A 16,287-nucleotide genomic window follows, 5' to 3' on the forward strand; every position below is an offset into this window, starting at 1 on the left:
CGCGTCGGATCAGCCGCATCAGTGTCGAATGTGCAGCCGCCATCGCCAGCAGGCTGGCTCCCACACGGATAGCTGCGACATTGGTGCAACGGTCAGGGGCAGTCTAAGCGGCTAACATGTCACTTCAATGCTGTCGATTGTCCGGGAACCCCGCTCTATGCAAACCGCCTACACCGTCCTGATCCTGTTGATGCTGGTTGGCGTTTCACGCCTGCTCGGACGGGTGATTCCCTTGCCGTTGCCACTGGTGCAAATCGGCGCCGGCGCATTGCTGGCCTGGCCGACGCTTGGGTTGCATGTGGCGCTGGACCCGGAACTGTTTCTTTTTCTGTTCCTGCCGCCGCTGCTGTTTTCCGATGGCTGGCGCATGCCCAAGCGTGAGTTGTGGCGTCTGCGCGGGCCGATCCTGACGTTGGCGGTGGGGCTTGTGCTGTTCACCGTGGTCGGCGCTGGATACTTCATTCATTGGCTGATACCGAGTATTCCGCTGCCGGTCGCCTTTGCCCTGGCGGCGGTGTTGTCGCCAACGGATGCGGTAGCGGTCTCGGCGATTTCCCAGAACCGCTTGCCGACGCCCTTGATGCACATGCTCCAGGGTGAGGCCTTGATGAACGATGCCTCAGGCCTGGTGACGTTCAAGTTTGCCTTGGTCGCGGCGGTCACCGGCGCGTTCTCGCTGGCCAACGCCAGTGTGACGTTCGTGTTGGTGGCGGTCGGCGGCCTGGCCGTCGGTGTGGCGTTGAGCTGGCTGGTCGGCCGTCTGCGGTCGTGGATGATTGCGCGTGGCTGGGATGACCCGGCCACTCACGTCGTTTTCATGTTGTTGCTGCCGTTCGCCGCCTATGTGCTGGCCGAGCGCGTGGGCGCGTCGGGCATTCTGTCGGCGGTGGCGGCGGGCATGATGCAGAGCTGGCTCGACCTGCTGCCGCGTCAGACCAACACCCGCTTGCTCAATCGCAGTGTCTGGTCGTTGCTCGAGTTCGCGTTCAACGGCTTGATCTTCCTGCTGCTGGGCCTGCAATTGCCGGACATCATCAAAGCCGTGGCCAGCCACGAAACCTCCTTGTGGCCGACGCTGCTCTATCGCTGCCTGGATGTAATCGCGATTTTCCTGGTGCTGCTGGTGCTGCGGTTTGTCTGGGTGCAGAGCATCTGGCGTCTTTCAATTCTGTTGCGACGCTGGCGCGGCAAGGGGGCGGTGACCCAAGTGCCCACCGCGCGCTCCTGCTGGCTGCTGACTGTCGGCGGGGTGCGCGGCGCGGTGACGCTGGCGGGTGTACTGTCGGTGCCGCTGTTGATGGGCGGCGATGCATTTCCCGAGCGGGACTTGCTGATCTTCATCGCCGCCGGAGTCATCCTGCTGTCGCTGATTGCGGCGTGCATTGCGTTGCCGATGTTGCTGCGTGGCATCGAGAAAAGCCCCGATGACAAGCGACGCAATGAAGTGCGCGAGGCCTGGCGCAAGACGGCCGAGGCGGCCATTCATGCGCTTGAAACCGAGGAGGTCAACCCTCAGGACGCCGCCCAGGCTGCGCTGGCGACAGAGCTCAAGGCGCGGATCATGTCCGAGTATCGTCATCAACTGGAGGTGTTCAACGATTCGGCGGAGGCCCAGGCATTGGCCTTTCAGATGGACTTGCTGGAGCGGCGCCTGCGCTTGAAGGCGCTGCGGGCGCAGCGCCTGGAGTTGTACAGCCTCAGCCGTCATCACCAGATTGGCGATGACGTGTTGCGAGAAGTGCTGGGTGAACTGGATTTGAGCGAGGCTAACTTGGGGCCGGTCAAGTAAGCGAACACCTTTGCCTGATTGCAAATAGAAGGCTTACGCACTCGCGGTGTCGGGGTACGGATAAATGCTGGCCATGAAGGTTTTATCGGTTTCGCTGATGACCGAATTGAAATCGATCTTGAAGTCGCCTTCGGTGAGCACCTGAAGGATTTCGTAGTGCATGATCGACAGAGGGTCGTAGGTTGAGTAGTTGACCTCACTGGCATCTAGTTTATTAAGTATCTGTTGGTCGACGACTTCTTGAGTCATGCCATACATCAAATAGTGGCGGTAGGTTTGCGCCGTGTTCCAGGGGATGTTCGCTTGCGGGTGCTGGTGTTCATGTTCCGCACCCAGCACGTGGCCGAACTCGTGGATGACACTGGCGGCGAAGCGTGGCCAGAGGATGTCTGATTGCAGCCCCATGGTCTCTGTCTCATCTTCCAGAAGGGCGTCGGTACCAATGTAGGACCAGAATGAATCGGCGGGCATGATCCGGATATCGCCCTCTGTGCCTTCGACGAAGTTGAACTTCAGGTTGATATGCGGGAGCCAGGTTTGAGCGGCTGCTTTTACCGCGTCCTTGAAGTCCTGGTTACCGCCCAGAAAAGCAATTTTCAGTGTGCGACCTGGCGCCCAGAATTTGGTGTGCTTAACGACGCCTCTCTTTTTGCGGTTAGCGGATGACGTCGTGGCATTTGCAGCGTTTTCAGACAGGGCAGCGTTATAGGACGCATTAATGTCTGCTGGCTTTTTAATGAGGCAAGGCGATACGTTGTTCATGAGTAAGACATCCCTGTTTGTTGAGTTAATGAGTTGGAATCTTATGGGTAAGCCTTTTTAATGAGCGCGATATCACCTTCGCTTATCCGCCTGCTTGCGGTTTGTTGCCAGTCGCCGATGGTGAGAGCATTAAGCACGTCATAGTGCATGACCGACTGTCTGTCATAAGGCGTGTAGGTTCGATCCGGAACACGCTCCAACGGTAAGACGTTGGTGTCGACATCCTGTCTGGAAAAACCTACCGCTCTTGCATAATGGTCATATGTCTTTTCCAGGTCCCAAGGGATGTTGGCATCGGGATGTTGGTGTTCGTGGTACAGGCCTAGCGCGTGCCCAAACTCATGGGTGACTGTCCATTCGTAATGCGGCGAGGAGAAGTCGACTCCCAGATACATTGAGGCGTCGTGAGGGCTGCCTGTGAGTGCGTCTGTGCCGATTTTTGAGCTTCCGCTATTGTTGAATAATGGCTGGAAATTAATCCGGATATCGCCCAGGAATTCCTCAGAGTTATAGAGGTCCTCTTCATCTATTTCCAGGAACTCGAATTTTAGATTGATGTAAGGTAACCATTTTAACGCGCCATTTTTTACAGCCTCGAATGAGTGCTCGTCGTATTTGAAGACGAGAATTTTAAGGGTTCTTCCAGGGTTCCAGAATTTGGTGTGCTCGCCGACGCCGCGCTTGTTTCTGTGCCCACTGTGCTGTGTGCCATTACTTGGTCGCTCACTGATTGCGGCGTTATATGAATCGAGAAGATCTGTGGGTGCAATGCTTTTGCAGTATGTAAGTGTATTCACGTTTTATAAGTGTCCAATGATTAAATGGACTTTTAAAGTATTTAGATGTCGTGAGTTTGTCCAGTTGTGTGGTTGTTCAAGTTGTTGCGATAGTTATGTGTGATGGAGGTTTTAAGTCGGGTGTTAAGTACCCTGCACCGCGTTGCACGGTGCAGGTGCGATAACAATTACTTACTGCGAGTGACGATGAAATCGTGAATCCGCTTGGCGGCTTCCACGCATTCCGCCAGCGGAGCCACTAGTGCCATGCGCACCCGTCCGGCCCCCGGGTTGAAGCCGTCGACTTCACGGGACAGATAAGATCCCGGCACCACCGTCACATGTTCTTCAACAAACAGATCACGGCAGAACGCCTCGTCGTCACCTTCAACATTTGGCCACAAGTAGAAACCGCCGTCGGGACGCTGTACATCCATGACCGGGCCGAGAATCTCCAGCACCGCGTCATACTTCTCGCGGTACAGCGCACGGTTGGCGCGTACATGCACTTCGTCATTCCAGGCGGCAACGCTGGCCAGTTGCGTCTGAACCGGCATCGCGCAGCCGTGGTAGGTGCGATAGAGCAGGAAGCCTTTGAGAATGTCCGCATCGCCGGCCACAAACCCCGAGCGCAAGCCCGGCAAGTTGGAGCGCTTGGACAGGCTATGGAATACCACACAACGCTTGAAGTCCTTGCGACCCAGTTCCACGCAAGCACTGAGCAGGCCGGCCGGTGGGGTCTGTTCGTCGAAGTACAGTTCGCTGTAGCACTCGTCGGCGGCGATCACGAAATCGTATTCGTCGGCCAGGGCGATCAGCTTTTTCAGGGTATCGACCGGGATCAGCGCGCCGGTCGGGTTGCCTGGGGAGCACAGGAACAGAATCTGGCAGCGTTTCCAGATGTCTGGCGAGACGGCGTCGAAATCCGGGTTGAAGCCGTTTTCGTCCAGGCACGGCAGGTAGTGCGGCTTGGCCCCGGCAAGGAACGCCGCGCCTTCGTAGATTTGATAGAACGGGTTCGGGCTGACCACCAGTGCATCATCGCCACGGTTGACCACGGTCTGGGTGAAGGCAAACAGCGCTTCGCGGGTGCCGTTGACCGGCAGCACGTTGCGCGCCGGGTCAAGCCAGCCGTTCGGAACGTTGAAACGCCGTTCGCACCACGCAGCAATGGCTTCACGCAGGGCCGGGATGCCGAGGGTGGTCGGGTACACGGCCATCTGATCCAGATTGCTGGCCAGGGCTTCGGCGACGAAGCTTGGCGAACGGTGCTTGGGCTCGCCGATGGACAGCGCGATGGCGCGTTTTTCCGGGTTTGGCGTGACGCTGCCGAGCAGGGCGCGGAGCTTCTCGAACGGGTAGGGCTGCAACTGGTCAAGAGCGTTGTTCATCGATGGATCTCGTTCGGTGTGGGCAGCTCTGTAGGCGCTGCTTGCCAGCGGAAGCGGTGGGTCGGACGACACATTCAGCGCCTGAACGAACGACTTCGCTGGCAAGCCAGCTCCTACAGTGGGCAGGTAGTTTGTGGATTCATATACTCAGTCGCGACAGCGCGATCCCGGGTTCATGGCTGACGCTCAGTTGTTCCACGATCGCATCCTGCAAGCGGCTGCACAGCAGCGGGTCGGACAACGGCTGGTTGTTCGCGTCGGTGATGAAGAACACGTCTTCCACGCGCTCGCCGAGGGTCGCAATCTTGGCGTTCTGCAGCGACAGATCGAACTCGAGGAAGATCGTGCCGATGCGTGCCAGCAGGCCAGGGCGGTCGGGGGCGCTGAGTTCCAGCACCGTCACCGGGCGCTGGGCGTCGTTGTGGATCGTCACCTGTGGTGCAAACGCGAAATGCTTGAGCTGGCGCGGCACCCGCCGCTGAATGATCGTCGGGTAATCGTCCGGGTTGCGCAGCGCTTCGGTCAGGCCTTCGCGGATCTGTTTGACCCGCGCCGGGTTGTCGCCAATCGAGTCGCCGTCCGTGTCGAGCACGATGTAGGTGTCGAGGGTGAACTGGCTGCTGGAAGTGATGACCCGGGCGTCGTGAATGTTCAGGTTGAGCTGGTCCATCGCGGCCACGGTCACGGCAAAGAAGTCGTGCTGGTCCGGCGCATAGATGAAGATCTGCGTGCCGCCCTCGAATTCGCGCTGGGTGGTTTCCTTGATCAGCACCAGCGGCCCGCCGTCGGCCGGCTGCTGGAGAATCGCGTCGCTGTGCCAGGCCACATCGCCAGCGGTGTGGCGCAGGAAATAGTCATCGCCCAATTGCGCCCACAACTGTTCGACGTCGTCCGGATCGGTGCCGCCGCGTACGAGGATGTCCAGCGCGGCACTCTGGGTCTGGCGGATCTGCTCTTCGCGGTCCACCGGGTTTTCCAGACCGCGCCGCAAAGCACGCTTGGTCTCGGTATAGAGCTGGCGCAACAGGCTGGCACGCCAGGAATTCCACAGCGTCGGGTTGGTGGCGTTGATGTCGGCGACAGTCAGCACGTACAGATAATCGAGGTGGGTTTCATCGCCGACGATCTGCGCGAAATCGTGGATCACCTGCGGGTCGGACAAGTCCTTGCGCTGGGCGGTGGTCGACATCAGCAAATGGTTCTGCACCAGCCAGACGATCAGGCGGCTGTCCCACACCGGCAACTGGTGGCGCTGGCAAAAGGCTTCGGCATCCACCGCGCCGATTTCCGAGTGATCGCCATGCCGGCCCTTGCCGATGTCGTGGTACAGGCCTGCCAGGTAGATCAGCTCGGGCTTGGGCAATTTAGCCATGAGCTTGCTGGCCAGCGGGAATTTTTCCGACACTTGCGTGTACTGCAACTTACGCAGGTGTTTGATCAGGTTCAGGGTGTGAGCGTCGACCGTATAGATGTGAAACAAGTCGTGTTGCATCTGCCCGACAATGAAGCCGAACTCGGGCAGATAGCGCCCGAGAATGCCGTAGCGATTCATCCGGCGCAGATTGCGATGGATGCCGATCTTGCACTTGAACAGTTCGATGAACAGGCTGGTGTTGCGAATATCGTTGCGGAAGTCGTCGTCGATCAGATGCCGGTGTTCGCGCAGCAGACGAATGGTGTCGGCGCGCACGCCTTTGATTTCCGGCTGCTGGGCCATCAATACAAAGATCTCGAGCATGGCGAACGGCGTACGGCGGAATACGTTGTCGTTGCGCGCCTCGATGTAGCCGTCGTGCAACTGGAACCGCGAGTTGATCGGCTGCGGCGGTACTTCGTCTGCCGGCGCGAGGATCAGTTCCTCGAAGTGCTGGATGATCAGGTCGCTGAGCTGGGCAATGCTCATGACCACCCGGTAATACTGCTGCATGAAGTTTTCGATGGCCTGCTTGGCATCGTCACCCTTGAAGCCCAGCAACCCGGCGATGGTGCGCTGGTGATCGAACAGCAGGCGGTCTTCGGAGCGGCCGGCGAGCATGTGCAGGGCGTATCGCACCTTCCACAAAAATTCCTGTGATGAGGCCAGCAAGGCGTTTTCGCTCTCTACCAAAAAGCCTTCGCCAGCCAGGGCTCGCAGGTTCAGGGTGCCGTACTCGCGACGGGCCACCCAGAGAATCGTCTGGATATCCCGCAGGCCGCCGGGCGAGCCTTTGACGTTGGGTTCCAGGTTGTATTCAGTGTCGTTGTACTTATGGTGACGGGCCTTCTGCTCGGCGCGCTTGGCCAGGAAGAAATCCTTGCTCGGCCACATGTGCGCGGTGCTGGTGACGTCCAGCATGCGCTGGCGCAGGCGCTCGGGGCCGCAGATGGTGCGGCTTTCCATCAGGTTGGTGACAACCGTCAGGTCGGCGCGGGCCTCGACGGCGCATTCGTCCACCGAACGAACGCTCTGACCGACTTCCAGGCCGATGTCCCACAACAGCGTCAGAAAACGCTCGATGGAATCACGGAAAATTTCGTGATCGGCGCTGTCCAGCAGGATCAGCAGGTCGATATCGGAAAAAGGGTGCAACTCGCCGCGACCGTAGCCGCCGACCGCGACCAGCGCGATGTCGGCGTCTTCACTCCAGTCGAACTGCTCCCAGGCCTTTTGCAGGATGTTGTCGACGAACCAGGCCCGATCCTCGATCAGCCGGCGAATCTCGCGGCCACTGCGAAAGCGCCCGTCGAGCACCTCGCGGGCCTGGCGAATCGCCTTCTTGAAGGCCGCGATCGGGCTTGCCTTCAGGGCCAGTTCAGCCTGGAACTGGCCTCGGTCGAAGAGTTCGGGATCCACCTGCGGCATCGATTGGCTTTCCTGTCTTTAAAGGCTGGGGAGCGGTGCGGCTCGGATCAGGCCGAAACGCGCGGGATGGTGTCATCGGCGCGCAGGGTGAAGATCTCGTAACCGGTGTCGGTCACCAGCAGGGTGTGTTCCCACTGGGCAGAGAGCTTGCGGTCCTTGGTGATCGCGGTCCAGCCGTCGCCCAATACCTTGGTGTCGGCCTTGCCCTGGTTGATCATCGGCTCGATGGTGAAGGTCATGCCGGCTTTCAGTTCCATGCCGGTGCCGGCGCGGCCGTAGTGCAGGATCTGCGGCTCTTCGTGGAACACCTTGCCGATGCCGTGGCCGCAGAACTCGCGAACCACCGAGAAACCGTTCTTTTCCGCGTGCTTCTGGATCACTTCGCCGATATCGCCCAGGCGGCAGCCGGGTTTGACGATCTCGATGGCCTTGTACATGCATTCCTGGGTCACTTGCGACAGGCGCTCGGCCCAGACCGGCACGGTGCCGACATGGAACATGCGGCTGGTGTCGCCGTGGTAGCCGTCCTTGATCACGGTGACGTCAATGTTCAGCGTGTCGCCATCCTTCAGCGCTTTCTCGTTCGGGATGCCGTGGCAGACCACGTGGTTGATCGAGGTGCAGATGGACTTAGGGAAACCCTTGTAGTTGAGCGGGGCGGGAATGGCTTTCTGCTCGTTGACGATATAGTCGTGGCAGATGCGGTCCAGCTCTTCGGTGGTGATGCCCGGCTTGACATGTTCGGCGATCATTTCCAGCACATCGGCGGCCAGTTTGCCGGCGATCCGCATTTTTGCGATGTCCTCTGGGGTTTTGAGGGTGACGGTCATACAGGCTCTCTCTGCGCTCGATGGCGCTTTCTAAAACGAAATGGGCGTTGCGCGCTCGAATCTTCGCAGCCCTTAAAAACGCGATTCTACCAGACGATCAGGGCAAATCTGAGTCCCTGTGCGTCGCTTCTCTCTATAGAATGGTGCATTCTGGGCCGATTCCAAGGGGCAGGGCAAAAGCGCTCACCAGGATTTCAGAATCCGGGTTCCGTTTTTTCCTGCCCTGTGATATAAAATGCGCCGCTTTCCGGGGATCCCCTGAAAAGCCTAAATCCACACACGTGTCGACACGATGACCTGGGTGCCTTCAGCTGATGCTGCTGGTTGGTCATTGGGATACGTGGAGGCCAAACCCGACTTATTAAGGAACTATCATGTCCCAAGTCAACATGCGCGATATGCTGAAGGCCGGTGTGCACTTCGGTCACCAAACCCGTTACTGGAACCCGAAAATGGGTAAATACATTTTCGGCGCGCGTAACAAGATCCACATCATCAACCTTGAAAAAACCCTGCCAATGTTCAACGAAGCTCTGACTTTCGTAGAGCGCCTGGCCCAGGGCAAAAACAAGATTCTGTTCGTCGGCACCAAGCGTTCCGCTGGCAAGATCGTTGCTGAAGAAGCAGCACGTTGCGGTTCGCCGTACGTCGATCACCGCTGGTTGGGCGGCATGCTGACCAACTTCAAAACCATCCGTGCTTCCATCAAGCGTCTGCGTGACCTTGAAGTGCAAGCCGAAGACGGTACTTTCGCCAAGCTGACCAAGAAAGAAGCGCTGATGCGCACTCGCGATCTTGAGAAGCTCGATCGTTCCCTGGGTGGTATCAAGGACATGGGCGGTCTGCCAGACGCTCTGTTCGTTATCGACGTTGATCACGAGCGCATCGCGATCACCGAAGCCAACAAGCTGGGCATCCCGGTTATCGGCGTAGTCGATACCAACAGCAGCCCGGAAGGCGTTGACTACATCATCCCAGGCAACGATGACGCAATCCGCGCTATCCAGCTGTACATGGGTTCGATGGCTGACGCAGTCATCCGCGGTCGCAACCACGTTGCTGGCGGCACCGAGCAGTTCGTTGAAGAAGCTCCGGTAGCAGCAGCTGAGTAATTGACGCCTTGGCGTTGACTCAGTAAGCAAAAAGGGGGCTTGGCCCCCTTTTTGCCACCTCGAAAACCATTAGTTGGCAGCGCAGCTACAGCCTTTGTAACGTGCAGCGGCTAACAAGGGTGGTTCGGGAAGAATTGAACGCCCGTTCGATCGGGTGGAATGGTTGATAACCTATCCAAGAGGATTTTTGAAATGGCAGAGATTACTGCAGCGTTGGTCAAAGAACTGCGCGAGCGTACCGGCGAAGGCATGATGGACTGCAAGAAAGCCTTGACCAAGGCTGGCGGCGACATCGAAAAAGCCATTGATGACATGCGTGCTTCGGGCGCCATCAAGGCTGCCAAGAAAGCGGGCAACGTTGCCGCTGAAGGCGCTATCGCTCTGAAAGAAGACGGCAAGTCCGCCGTTCTGCTGGAAGTGAACTCGCAGACCGACTTCCTGGCTCTGCAGGACGACTTCAAGGCATTTGTTGCTGCAAGCGTTGAAAAAGCGTTCGCTGACAAGCTGACTGAAGTGGCTCCGCTGATCGAAGCTCAAGAAGCTGATCGCCTGGTACTGGTCGGCAAGGTTGGCGAAAACGTCAACATCCGTCGTCTGGCACGCGTTGAAGGTGACGTTGTTGGTGGTTACCTGCACGGCAACAAGATCGGTGTTGCAGTTGTCCTGAAAGGCGGCACTGTAGAGCTGGCCAAGGACATCGCCATGCACGTAGCGGCGACCAACCCTGAATTCCTGCTGCCATCGGAAGTTTCCGCTGAAGCGGTTGAGCGTGAGAAGGGCGTATTCCTGACTCTCAACGCTGACAAGATCGCCGGCAAGCCGGAAAACATCGTTGAAAACATGGTCAAAGGCCGTATCAGCAAGTTCCTGGCCGAAGCCAGCCTGGTTGAGCAGGCGTTCGTCAAGAACCCTGAAATCAAGGTCGGCGAACTGGCCAAGAAAGCCGGTGCTGAAATCGTTTCGTTCACCTACTTCAAAGTAGGCGAAGGCATCGAGAAGCCGGTCGACAACTTCGCTGAAGAAGTTGCTGCCCAGCTGGCTGCCGCCAAGCAATAAGACGGTTTTTAACTGTCGCCCTGAAGAGGCTGCCCGCTTACGCGCGCAGCCTCTTTTCAGATGGGGTACCAATTTTTTATTGGTTTCCGTTTGGAACTGGCTTACAAAGCCATGTTCCGATGGCGCTGAAGCAGCGCCAAGCTAGAGTGAACGCCAGCTGTAAACAGCTCGCAAAGAATTTTTAAATACGCCGCAGGAGAGATTCGCAATGGCTCAGCAGGGCAGTGGTTATCAGGCTCGCTATAAACGCATTCTACTCAAGCTTAGCGGCGAGGCCCTGATGGGCTCGGAAGAGTTCGGGATCGATCCGAAAGTTCTGGATCGCATGGCGCTGGAAGTCGGCCAACTGGTCGGTATCGGCGTCCAGGTCGGTCTGGTGATCGGCGGCGGCAACCTGTTCCGTGGTGCAGCGCTGAGCGCCGCCGGCATGGATCGGGTTACCGGCGACCACATGGGCATGCTGGCTACTGTGATGAACGCCTTGGCCATGCGCGATGCGCTGGAACGTGCCAATATCTCGGCCATCGTGATGTCGGCCATTTCCATGGTGGGCGTGACCGATCACTACGACCGTCGCAAAGCCATGCGTCACCTGAACGCCAAGGAAGTCGTGATTTTCGCGGCCGGTACCGGCAATCCGTTCTTCACCACGGATTCGGCAGCCTGCCTGCGTGCAATCGAAATCGATGCCGATGTCGTGCTCAAGGCGACCAAGGTCGATGGCGTCTACACCGCTGACCCATTCAAAGACCCGCATGCCGAGAAGTTCGATCATCTGACTTACGATGAAGTGCTGGATCGCAAGCTGGGCGTAATGGATCTGACGGCCATTTGCCTGTGCCGCGACCACAAGATGCCGCTGCGCGTCTTTAACATGAACAAGCCCGGCGCCCTGCTGAATATCGTACATGGCGGCGCTGAAGGGACCCTGATCGAGGAAGGCCAACAATGATCAACGAAATCAAGAAAGACGCTCAAGAGCGCATGAAGAAATCCGTGGAATCGCTGGCGCACAACTTCGGCCGTATTCGTACCGGCCAGGCGCACCCCAGCATTCTCGAAGGCGTGATGGTGCCGTACTACGGTTCCGACACTCCGATCAAGCAAGTGGCGAACATCACCGTCAAAGACGCCCGTACTCTGCAAGTCGTGGCCTTCGAGCGCAACATGCTCGGTGCTGTCGACAAGGCCATCGGTAGCGCGGGTCTGAACCTCAACCCGACCAACCTGGGCGAGTTGCTGCTGATCTCCATGCCGGCCCTGACCGAAGAAACCCGCAAGGGCTTCACCAAGCAGGCTCGCGATGTCGCTGAAGATGCCCGTGTTGCCGTGCGCAACATCCGTCGTGATGCGAACAGCCAGCTCAAGGATCTGGTCAAGGAAAAAGAGATCAGCGAAGACGAAGAGCGTCGCGCTACTGGCGAAATTGACGATCTGACCAAAAAGTACGTGGCTGAAATCGACGCGAATTTGGCACAGAAAGAAAAAGACCTGATGGCCGTATAAGGGTCGCGTTTTAATGGATAAGACTAAGCAGACTGCACCGTCCGCGGTGCCGCGCCATGTCGCGATCATCATGGATGGGAATAATCGCTGGGCGAAAAAACGCTTTATGCCGGGTGTCGCCGGGCATAAAGCGGGTGTGGATGCCGTTCGCGCGGTGATCGAGGTGTGTGCCGAGGCCAAGGTCGAAGTATTGACCCTGTTCGCGTTCTCGAGTGAGAACTGGCAGCGCCCGGCCGATGAAGTCAGTGCCTTGATGGATCTGTTCTTCAAGGCATTGCGTCGTGAGGCCAAGCGCCTCAACGACAACAACATCAGTTTGCGTATCATCGGTGACCGTTCACGCTTTCATCCAGAGCTTCAAGCTGCCATGCGCGAAGCCGAAGCCATGACCGTGGGCGCCAATCGCTTCGTCCTGCAGATCGCCGCCAACTACGGCGGTCAGTGGGACATTGCGCAGGCCGCGCAGCGTCTGGCCCGGGAAGTTCAGGCCGGGCACCTGCGTCCGGAGGACATCACCCCGGAACTGTTGCAAACGTGTCTGGCCACCGGCGATCTGCCGTTGCCGGACCTGTGCATCCGTACCGGTGGCGAACATCGCATCAGTAACTTCCTGCTGTGGCAACTGGCGTACGCCGAGTTGTACTTCTCCGACCTGTTCTGGCCGGACTTCAAACACGATGCCATGCGTAACGCGCTGGCCGATTTCGCTTCTCGTCAGCGCCGCTTCGGTAAAACGAGCGAGCAGGTCGAGTCTGGAGCCCGGGTTTAATGCTTAAACAACGAATCATCACCGCGCTGATCCTGCTGCCGATCGCCTTGTGCGGGTTTTTCCTGCTCGAAGGCTCTGGTTTTGCGCTGTTCATCGGGCTGGTCGTGACCCTCGGTGCCTGGGAATGGGCTCGCCTGGCGGGCTTCACCGAGCAGCCGATCCGCGTCGCCTATGCGGCGGCGGTCGCGTTGATGCTGTTCGTCATGCATATCCTGCCGGGGCTTGCGCCTTGGGTCCTAGGGGCTTCGGTGCTCTGGTGGGGCGTTGCGACGTATCTGGTGCTGACCTATCCGCGCTCCAGCGAACGATGGGCCAGTGCGGCCTGTAAGTTAGTGATTGGGCTGTTGATTCTGTTGCCGGCCTGGCAAGGTCTGATCGAGATCAAGCAATACCCTTTGGGCAACTGGTTGATCATGGCGGTGATGGTGCTGGTCTGGGGCGCCGACATCGGTGCGTACTTTTCTGGTCGAGCGTTCGGCAAGCGCAAGCTGGCGCCGCACGTCAGCCCGGGGAAGAGCTGGGAAGGCGTTTACGGCGGGTTGCTCCTGAGCCTGGTGATCACGGCGATCGTCGGTCTGGTACGCGACTGGAGTTTCGGTCTGCTGGTGATGGGGCTGATAGGCGCAGCGATCATCGTATTCATTTCGGTTGTCGGTGATCTCACCGAAAGCATGTTCAAGCGTCAGTCCGGGATCAAGGACAGCAGTAATCTGCTGCCGGGTCACGGTGGCGTACTGGACCGTATCGACAGCCTGACCGCCGCGATTCCCGTGTTTGCCGTGCTGTTGTGGATGGCTGCACCGTGAGCCGCCCACAGCAGATTACCGTTCTGGGGGCGACCGGCTCGATCGGTCTGAGCACCCTGGATGTCATCGCTCGCCATCCCGACCGCTATCAGGTTTATGCCTTGAGCGGTTTCACGCGTCTGAGTGAATTGCTGGCGCTGTGCGTGCGTCATACGCCGCAGTTTGCCGTCGTGCCTGAGGCTGGCGCGGCCCGTGGCTTGCAAGACGATTTGCGTGCGGCGGGCCTGTCGACGCGTGTGCTGGTAGGCGAGGAAGGCCTGTGTCAGGTGGCGTCCGATCCTGAGGTTGACGCGGTCATGGCGGCCATCGTCGGCGCGGCGGGCCTGCGCCCGACCCTGGCGGCGGTCGAAACCGGCAAGAAAATCCTCCTGGCCAATAAAGAAGCACTGGTGATGTCCGGTGCCTTGTTCATGCAGGCCGTGCGAAAAAGCGGGTCGGTGTTGCTGCCGATCGACAGCGAGCACAATGCGATTTTCCAGTGCATGCCACAGGATTTCGCCCGTGGGTTGGGCGCGGTGGGTGTGCGTCGGATATTACTCACAGCCTCTGGCGGTCCGTTCCGACAGACGCCGATGGCTGAGCTGGCGCATGTTACCCCGGACCAGGCGTGTGCCCATCCCAACTGGTCGATGGGGCGCAAGATTTCGGTCGACTCGGCCAGCATGATGAACAAAGGGCTGGAGTTGATCGAAGCCTGCTGGCTGTTCGATGCCAAGCCGTCGCAGGTTGAAGTGGTCATTCATCCGCAAAGCGTGATTCATTCGCTGGTCGACTATATCGACGGTTCGGTGCTCGCCCAGTTGGGTAACCCGGACATGCGCACGCCGATTGCCAATGCCCTGGCCTGGCCAGAGCGTATCGATTCGGGTGTGCCGCCACTGGACCTGTTTGCCATCGCGCGCCTGGATTTCCAGGCGCCCGATGAAGAGCGATTCCCTTGCCTGCGCCTTGCGCGTCAGGCCGCCGAGGCTGGCAATAGCGCGCCGGCCATGCTTAATGCGGCAAATGAAGTGGCTGTTGCCGCGTTTCTCGACGGGCGGGTTCGCTACCCCGAAATCGCGAGTATCATCGAAGAAGTGTTGAATCTCGAACCCGTGGTCGCGGTGGATGATCTCGAGGCCGTGTTTACGGCCGACGCGAAAGCGCGAGAACTGGCCGGGCAATGGTTGAGTCGTCACGGGCGGTAAGTGCTGCAATACGTTGGCCCATGCAGCACTGGATAGGATTGCGGAGAAAGTAGATGAGCGCGCTCTATATGATTGTCGGCACCCTGGTGGCTTTGGGTGTGCTGGTTACCTTCCACGAATTCGGCCATTTCTGGGTCGCACGTCGCTGTGGGGTCAAAGTGCTGCGTTTCTCCGTGGGCTTCGGTATGCCGTTGCTGCGCTGGCACGACAAGCAAGGCACTGAGTTCGTCGTCGCCGCCATCCCGTTGGGCGGCTACGTGAAAATGCTCGACGAGCGCGAAGGCGAAGTGCCGGCCGACCAGCTCGATCAATCGTTCAATCGCAAAACTGTCCGTCAGCGCATTGCTATCGTTGCCGCTGGCCCGATTGCCAACTTCTTGCTGGCGATGATTTTTTTCTGGGTCCTTGCCATGCTCGGCAGCGAGCAGATACGCCCGGTCATCGGCGCCGTCGAGTCCGGCAGCATTGCCGCCAAGGCGGGTTTGAGCGCAGGCCAGGAAATCATTGCCATCGATGGCGAACCGACTTCCGGTTGGTCGGCGGTGAATCTGCAACTGGTCCGTCGTCTCGGCGAGAGCGGTTCACTGCAGTTGCTGGTCCGCGAACAGGGCTCCACCGCTGATTCGCCCCGCGAGCTGGCGCTGGATAAATGGCTCAAGGGCGCTGATGAACCGGATCCGATTCGCTCGTTGGGTATCCGCCCTTGGCGTCCGGCGCTGCCACCGGTCCTGGCCGAACTTGACCCGAAAGGCCCGGCCCAGGCTGCTGGCCTGAAAACCGGTGACCGGTTGTTGGCGCTCGATGGTAAGTCCGTCGATGACTGGCAGCAGGTTGTCGACTCGGTCCGTATGCACCCGGATACCAAAATCATGCTGCGCATCGAGCGTGATAGTGCTCAAATCGACGTCCCTGTGACGCTGGCTGCTCGCGGCGACAAGAAAGCGCCCACGGGTTACTTGGGGGCTGGGGTGAAACCAGTCGATTGGCCGCCGGAGATGATTCGCGAGGTCAGTTACGGTCCTGTGGCAGCGATTGGGGAGGGTGCTCGACGCACCTGGACCATGAGCGTACTGACCCTCGATTCACTCAAGAAAATGTTGTTCGGTGAGCTCTCGGTAAAAAACTTGAGTGGACCGATAACCATTGCTAAAGTGGCGGGCGCTTCTGCCCAGTCGGGTGTCGCTGATTTCCTGAATTTCCTTGCTTATCTGAGTATTAGCTTGGGGGTTCTGAATTTGTTGCCCATTCCTGTACTGGATGGGGGGCATTTGTTGTTTTATCTGATCGAGTGGGCGCGTGGTCGTCCCTTGTCGGATCGGGTGCAGGGTTGGGGGATACAGATCGGTATCAGTTTGGTGGTCGGGGTGATGTTGCTTGCTCTGGTCAATGATTTGGGCCGTCTGTAACACTTCGCTGAATTGCGAATCTGCCGCATTTTGCGGCAGTTTGTTTATTGCCAGT

General features: G+C 58.6%; 14 protein-coding genes. 9 read left to right on the top strand and 5 right to left on the bottom strand.

Features of this window, described 5'->3' with window-relative positions; translation table 11 throughout:
* The first annotated feature begins 157 nt into the window (after positions 1-157).
* Positions 158-1,789 carry a Na+/H+ antiporter gene (locus tag ACA057_RS05945; RefSeq protein WP_497346696.1) on the top strand — a complete coding sequence of 544 codons (1,632 nt, stop codon included), beginning with the start codon at positions 158-160 and terminating at the stop codon, positions 1,787-1,789.
* Between the two features lie 33 nt (positions 1,790-1,822).
* Here the strand turns inward: ACA057_RS05945 and ACA057_RS05950 are convergent, their stop codons facing one another.
* The 5 genes from ACA057_RS05950 to map all read right to left on the bottom strand — a co-directional run bounded on the left by ACA057_RS05950 (position 1,823) and on the right by map (position 8,390).
* Positions 1,823-2,551, bottom strand: coding sequence for a M12 family metallopeptidase (locus tag ACA057_RS05950; RefSeq protein ID WP_497346698.1), 729 nt, complete (start codon positions 2,549-2,551; stop codon positions 1,823-1,825).
* A gap of 41 nt (positions 2,552-2,592) precedes the next feature.
* A complete protein-coding gene (locus tag ACA057_RS05955) occupies positions 2,593-3,348 on the bottom strand; it encodes a M12 family metallopeptidase (protein ID WP_497346700.1) in 756 nt (251 codons plus the stop codon).
* A 167-nt stretch (positions 3,349-3,515) separates the two neighbouring features.
* Positions 3,516-4,718, bottom strand: coding sequence for a succinyldiaminopimelate transaminase (dapC, locus tag ACA057_RS05960; RefSeq protein ID WP_497346702.1), 1,203 nt, complete (start codon positions 4,716-4,718; stop codon positions 3,516-3,518).
* A 139-nt stretch (positions 4,719-4,857) separates the two neighbouring features.
* Positions 4,858-7,560: a [protein-PII] uridylyltransferase gene (locus tag ACA057_RS05965; protein WP_497346704.1), complete on the bottom strand. Its 2,703-nt coding sequence runs from the start codon at positions 7,558-7,560 to the stop codon at positions 4,858-4,860.
* Between the two features lie 47 nt (positions 7,561-7,607).
* Positions 7,608-8,390, bottom strand: coding sequence for a type I methionyl aminopeptidase (gene map / locus ACA057_RS05970; RefSeq protein WP_059407800.1), 783 nt, complete (start codon positions 8,388-8,390; stop codon positions 7,608-7,610).
* A 374-nt stretch (positions 8,391-8,764) separates the two neighbouring features.
* On the opposite strand from map, the gene rpsB reads away from it, so the two are divergent.
* The 8 genes from rpsB (at position 8,765) to rseP (ending at position 16,232) form a co-directional block, all read left to right on the top strand.
* Positions 8,765-9,502, top strand: a complete 738-nt coding sequence (gene rpsB, locus ACA057_RS05975) for a 30S ribosomal protein S2 (RefSeq protein WP_003219330.1) — start codon at positions 8,765-8,767, stop codon at positions 9,500-9,502.
* Positions 9,503-9,694: 192 nt separating this feature from the next.
* Positions 9,695-10,558, top strand: a complete 864-nt coding sequence (gene tsf, locus ACA057_RS05980) for a translation elongation factor Ts (RefSeq protein ID WP_059407802.1) — start codon at positions 9,695-9,697, stop codon at positions 10,556-10,558.
* 208 nt (positions 10,559-10,766) lie between these two features.
* Positions 10,767-11,510, top strand: a complete 744-nt coding sequence (gene pyrH / locus ACA057_RS05985; protein ID WP_003172271.1) for a UMP kinase — start codon at positions 10,767-10,769, stop codon at positions 11,508-11,510.
* Entirely contained in the window at positions 11,507-12,064 is a 558-nt protein-coding gene (gene frr / locus ACA057_RS05990; protein ID WP_007907979.1) for a ribosome recycling factor, read from the top strand. Before pyrH ends, frr begins: the two co-directional genes overlap by 4 nt.
* Positions 12,065-12,077: 13 nt before the next feature.
* Positions 12,078-12,833: a polyprenyl diphosphate synthase gene (gene uppS, locus ACA057_RS05995; RefSeq protein ID WP_401357428.1), complete on the top strand. Its 756-nt coding sequence runs from the start codon at positions 12,078-12,080 to the stop codon at positions 12,831-12,833.
* Positions 12,833-13,639 carry a phosphatidate cytidylyltransferase gene (locus tag ACA057_RS06000; protein WP_497346707.1) on the top strand — a complete coding sequence of 269 codons (807 nt, stop codon included), beginning with the start codon at positions 12,833-12,835 and terminating at the stop codon, positions 13,637-13,639. Before uppS ends, ACA057_RS06000 begins: the two co-directional genes overlap by 1 nt.
* On the top strand, positions 13,636-14,826 hold the full coding sequence (ispC, locus tag ACA057_RS06005; protein WP_401357423.1) for a 1-deoxy-D-xylulose-5-phosphate reductoisomerase: 1,191 nt from the start codon (positions 13,636-13,638) through the stop codon (positions 14,824-14,826). Before ACA057_RS06000 ends, ispC begins: the two co-directional genes overlap by 4 nt.
* Positions 14,827-14,879: 53 nt before the next feature.
* The gene (gene rseP / locus ACA057_RS06010; RefSeq protein WP_497346710.1) at positions 14,880-16,232 is read left to right on the top strand and encodes a sigma E protease regulator RseP; all 1,353 of its coding nucleotides are present in this window, start codon (positions 14,880-14,882) and stop codon (positions 16,230-16,232) included.
* Positions 16,233-16,287 lie beyond the last annotated feature (55 nt).

This window comes from Pseudomonas sp. LBUM1661 (genome assembly GCF_059695925.1).

Coding starts and splice junctions, on each gene's coding strand:
- ACA057_RS05945 (WP_497346696.1), top strand. CDS start 158: ATGCAAACCGCCTACACCGTCCTGATCCTGTTGATGCTGGTTGGCGTT.
- ACA057_RS05950 (WP_497346698.1), bottom strand. CDS start 2,551: ATGAACAACGTATCGCCTTGCCTCATTAAAAAGCCAGCAGACATTAAT.
- dapC (WP_497346702.1), bottom strand. CDS start 4,718: ATGAACAACGCTCTTGACCAGTTGCAGCCCTACCCGTTCGAGAAGCTC.
- ACA057_RS05965 (WP_497346704.1), bottom strand. CDS start 7,560: ATGCCGCAGGTGGATCCCGAACTCTTCGACCGAGGCCAGTTCCAGGCT.
- map (WP_059407800.1), bottom strand. CDS start 8,390: ATGACCGTCACCCTCAAAACCCCAGAGGACATCGCAAAAATGCGGATC.
- rpsB (WP_003219330.1), top strand. CDS start 8,765: ATGTCCCAAGTCAACATGCGCGATATGCTGAAGGCCGGTGTGCACTTC.
- tsf (WP_059407802.1), top strand. CDS start 9,695: ATGGCAGAGATTACTGCAGCGTTGGTCAAAGAACTGCGCGAGCGTACC.
- pyrH (WP_003172271.1), top strand. CDS start 10,767: ATGGCTCAGCAGGGCAGTGGTTATCAGGCTCGCTATAAACGCATTCTA.
- frr (WP_007907979.1), top strand. CDS start 11,507: ATGATCAACGAAATCAAGAAAGACGCTCAAGAGCGCATGAAGAAATCC.
- uppS (WP_401357428.1), top strand. CDS start 12,078: ATGGATAAGACTAAGCAGACTGCACCGTCCGCGGTGCCGCGCCATGTC.
- ACA057_RS06000 (WP_497346707.1), top strand. CDS start 12,833: ATGCTTAAACAACGAATCATCACCGCGCTGATCCTGCTGCCGATCGCC.
- rseP (WP_497346710.1), top strand. CDS start 14,880: ATGAGCGCGCTCTATATGATTGTCGGCACCCTGGTGGCTTTGGGTGTG.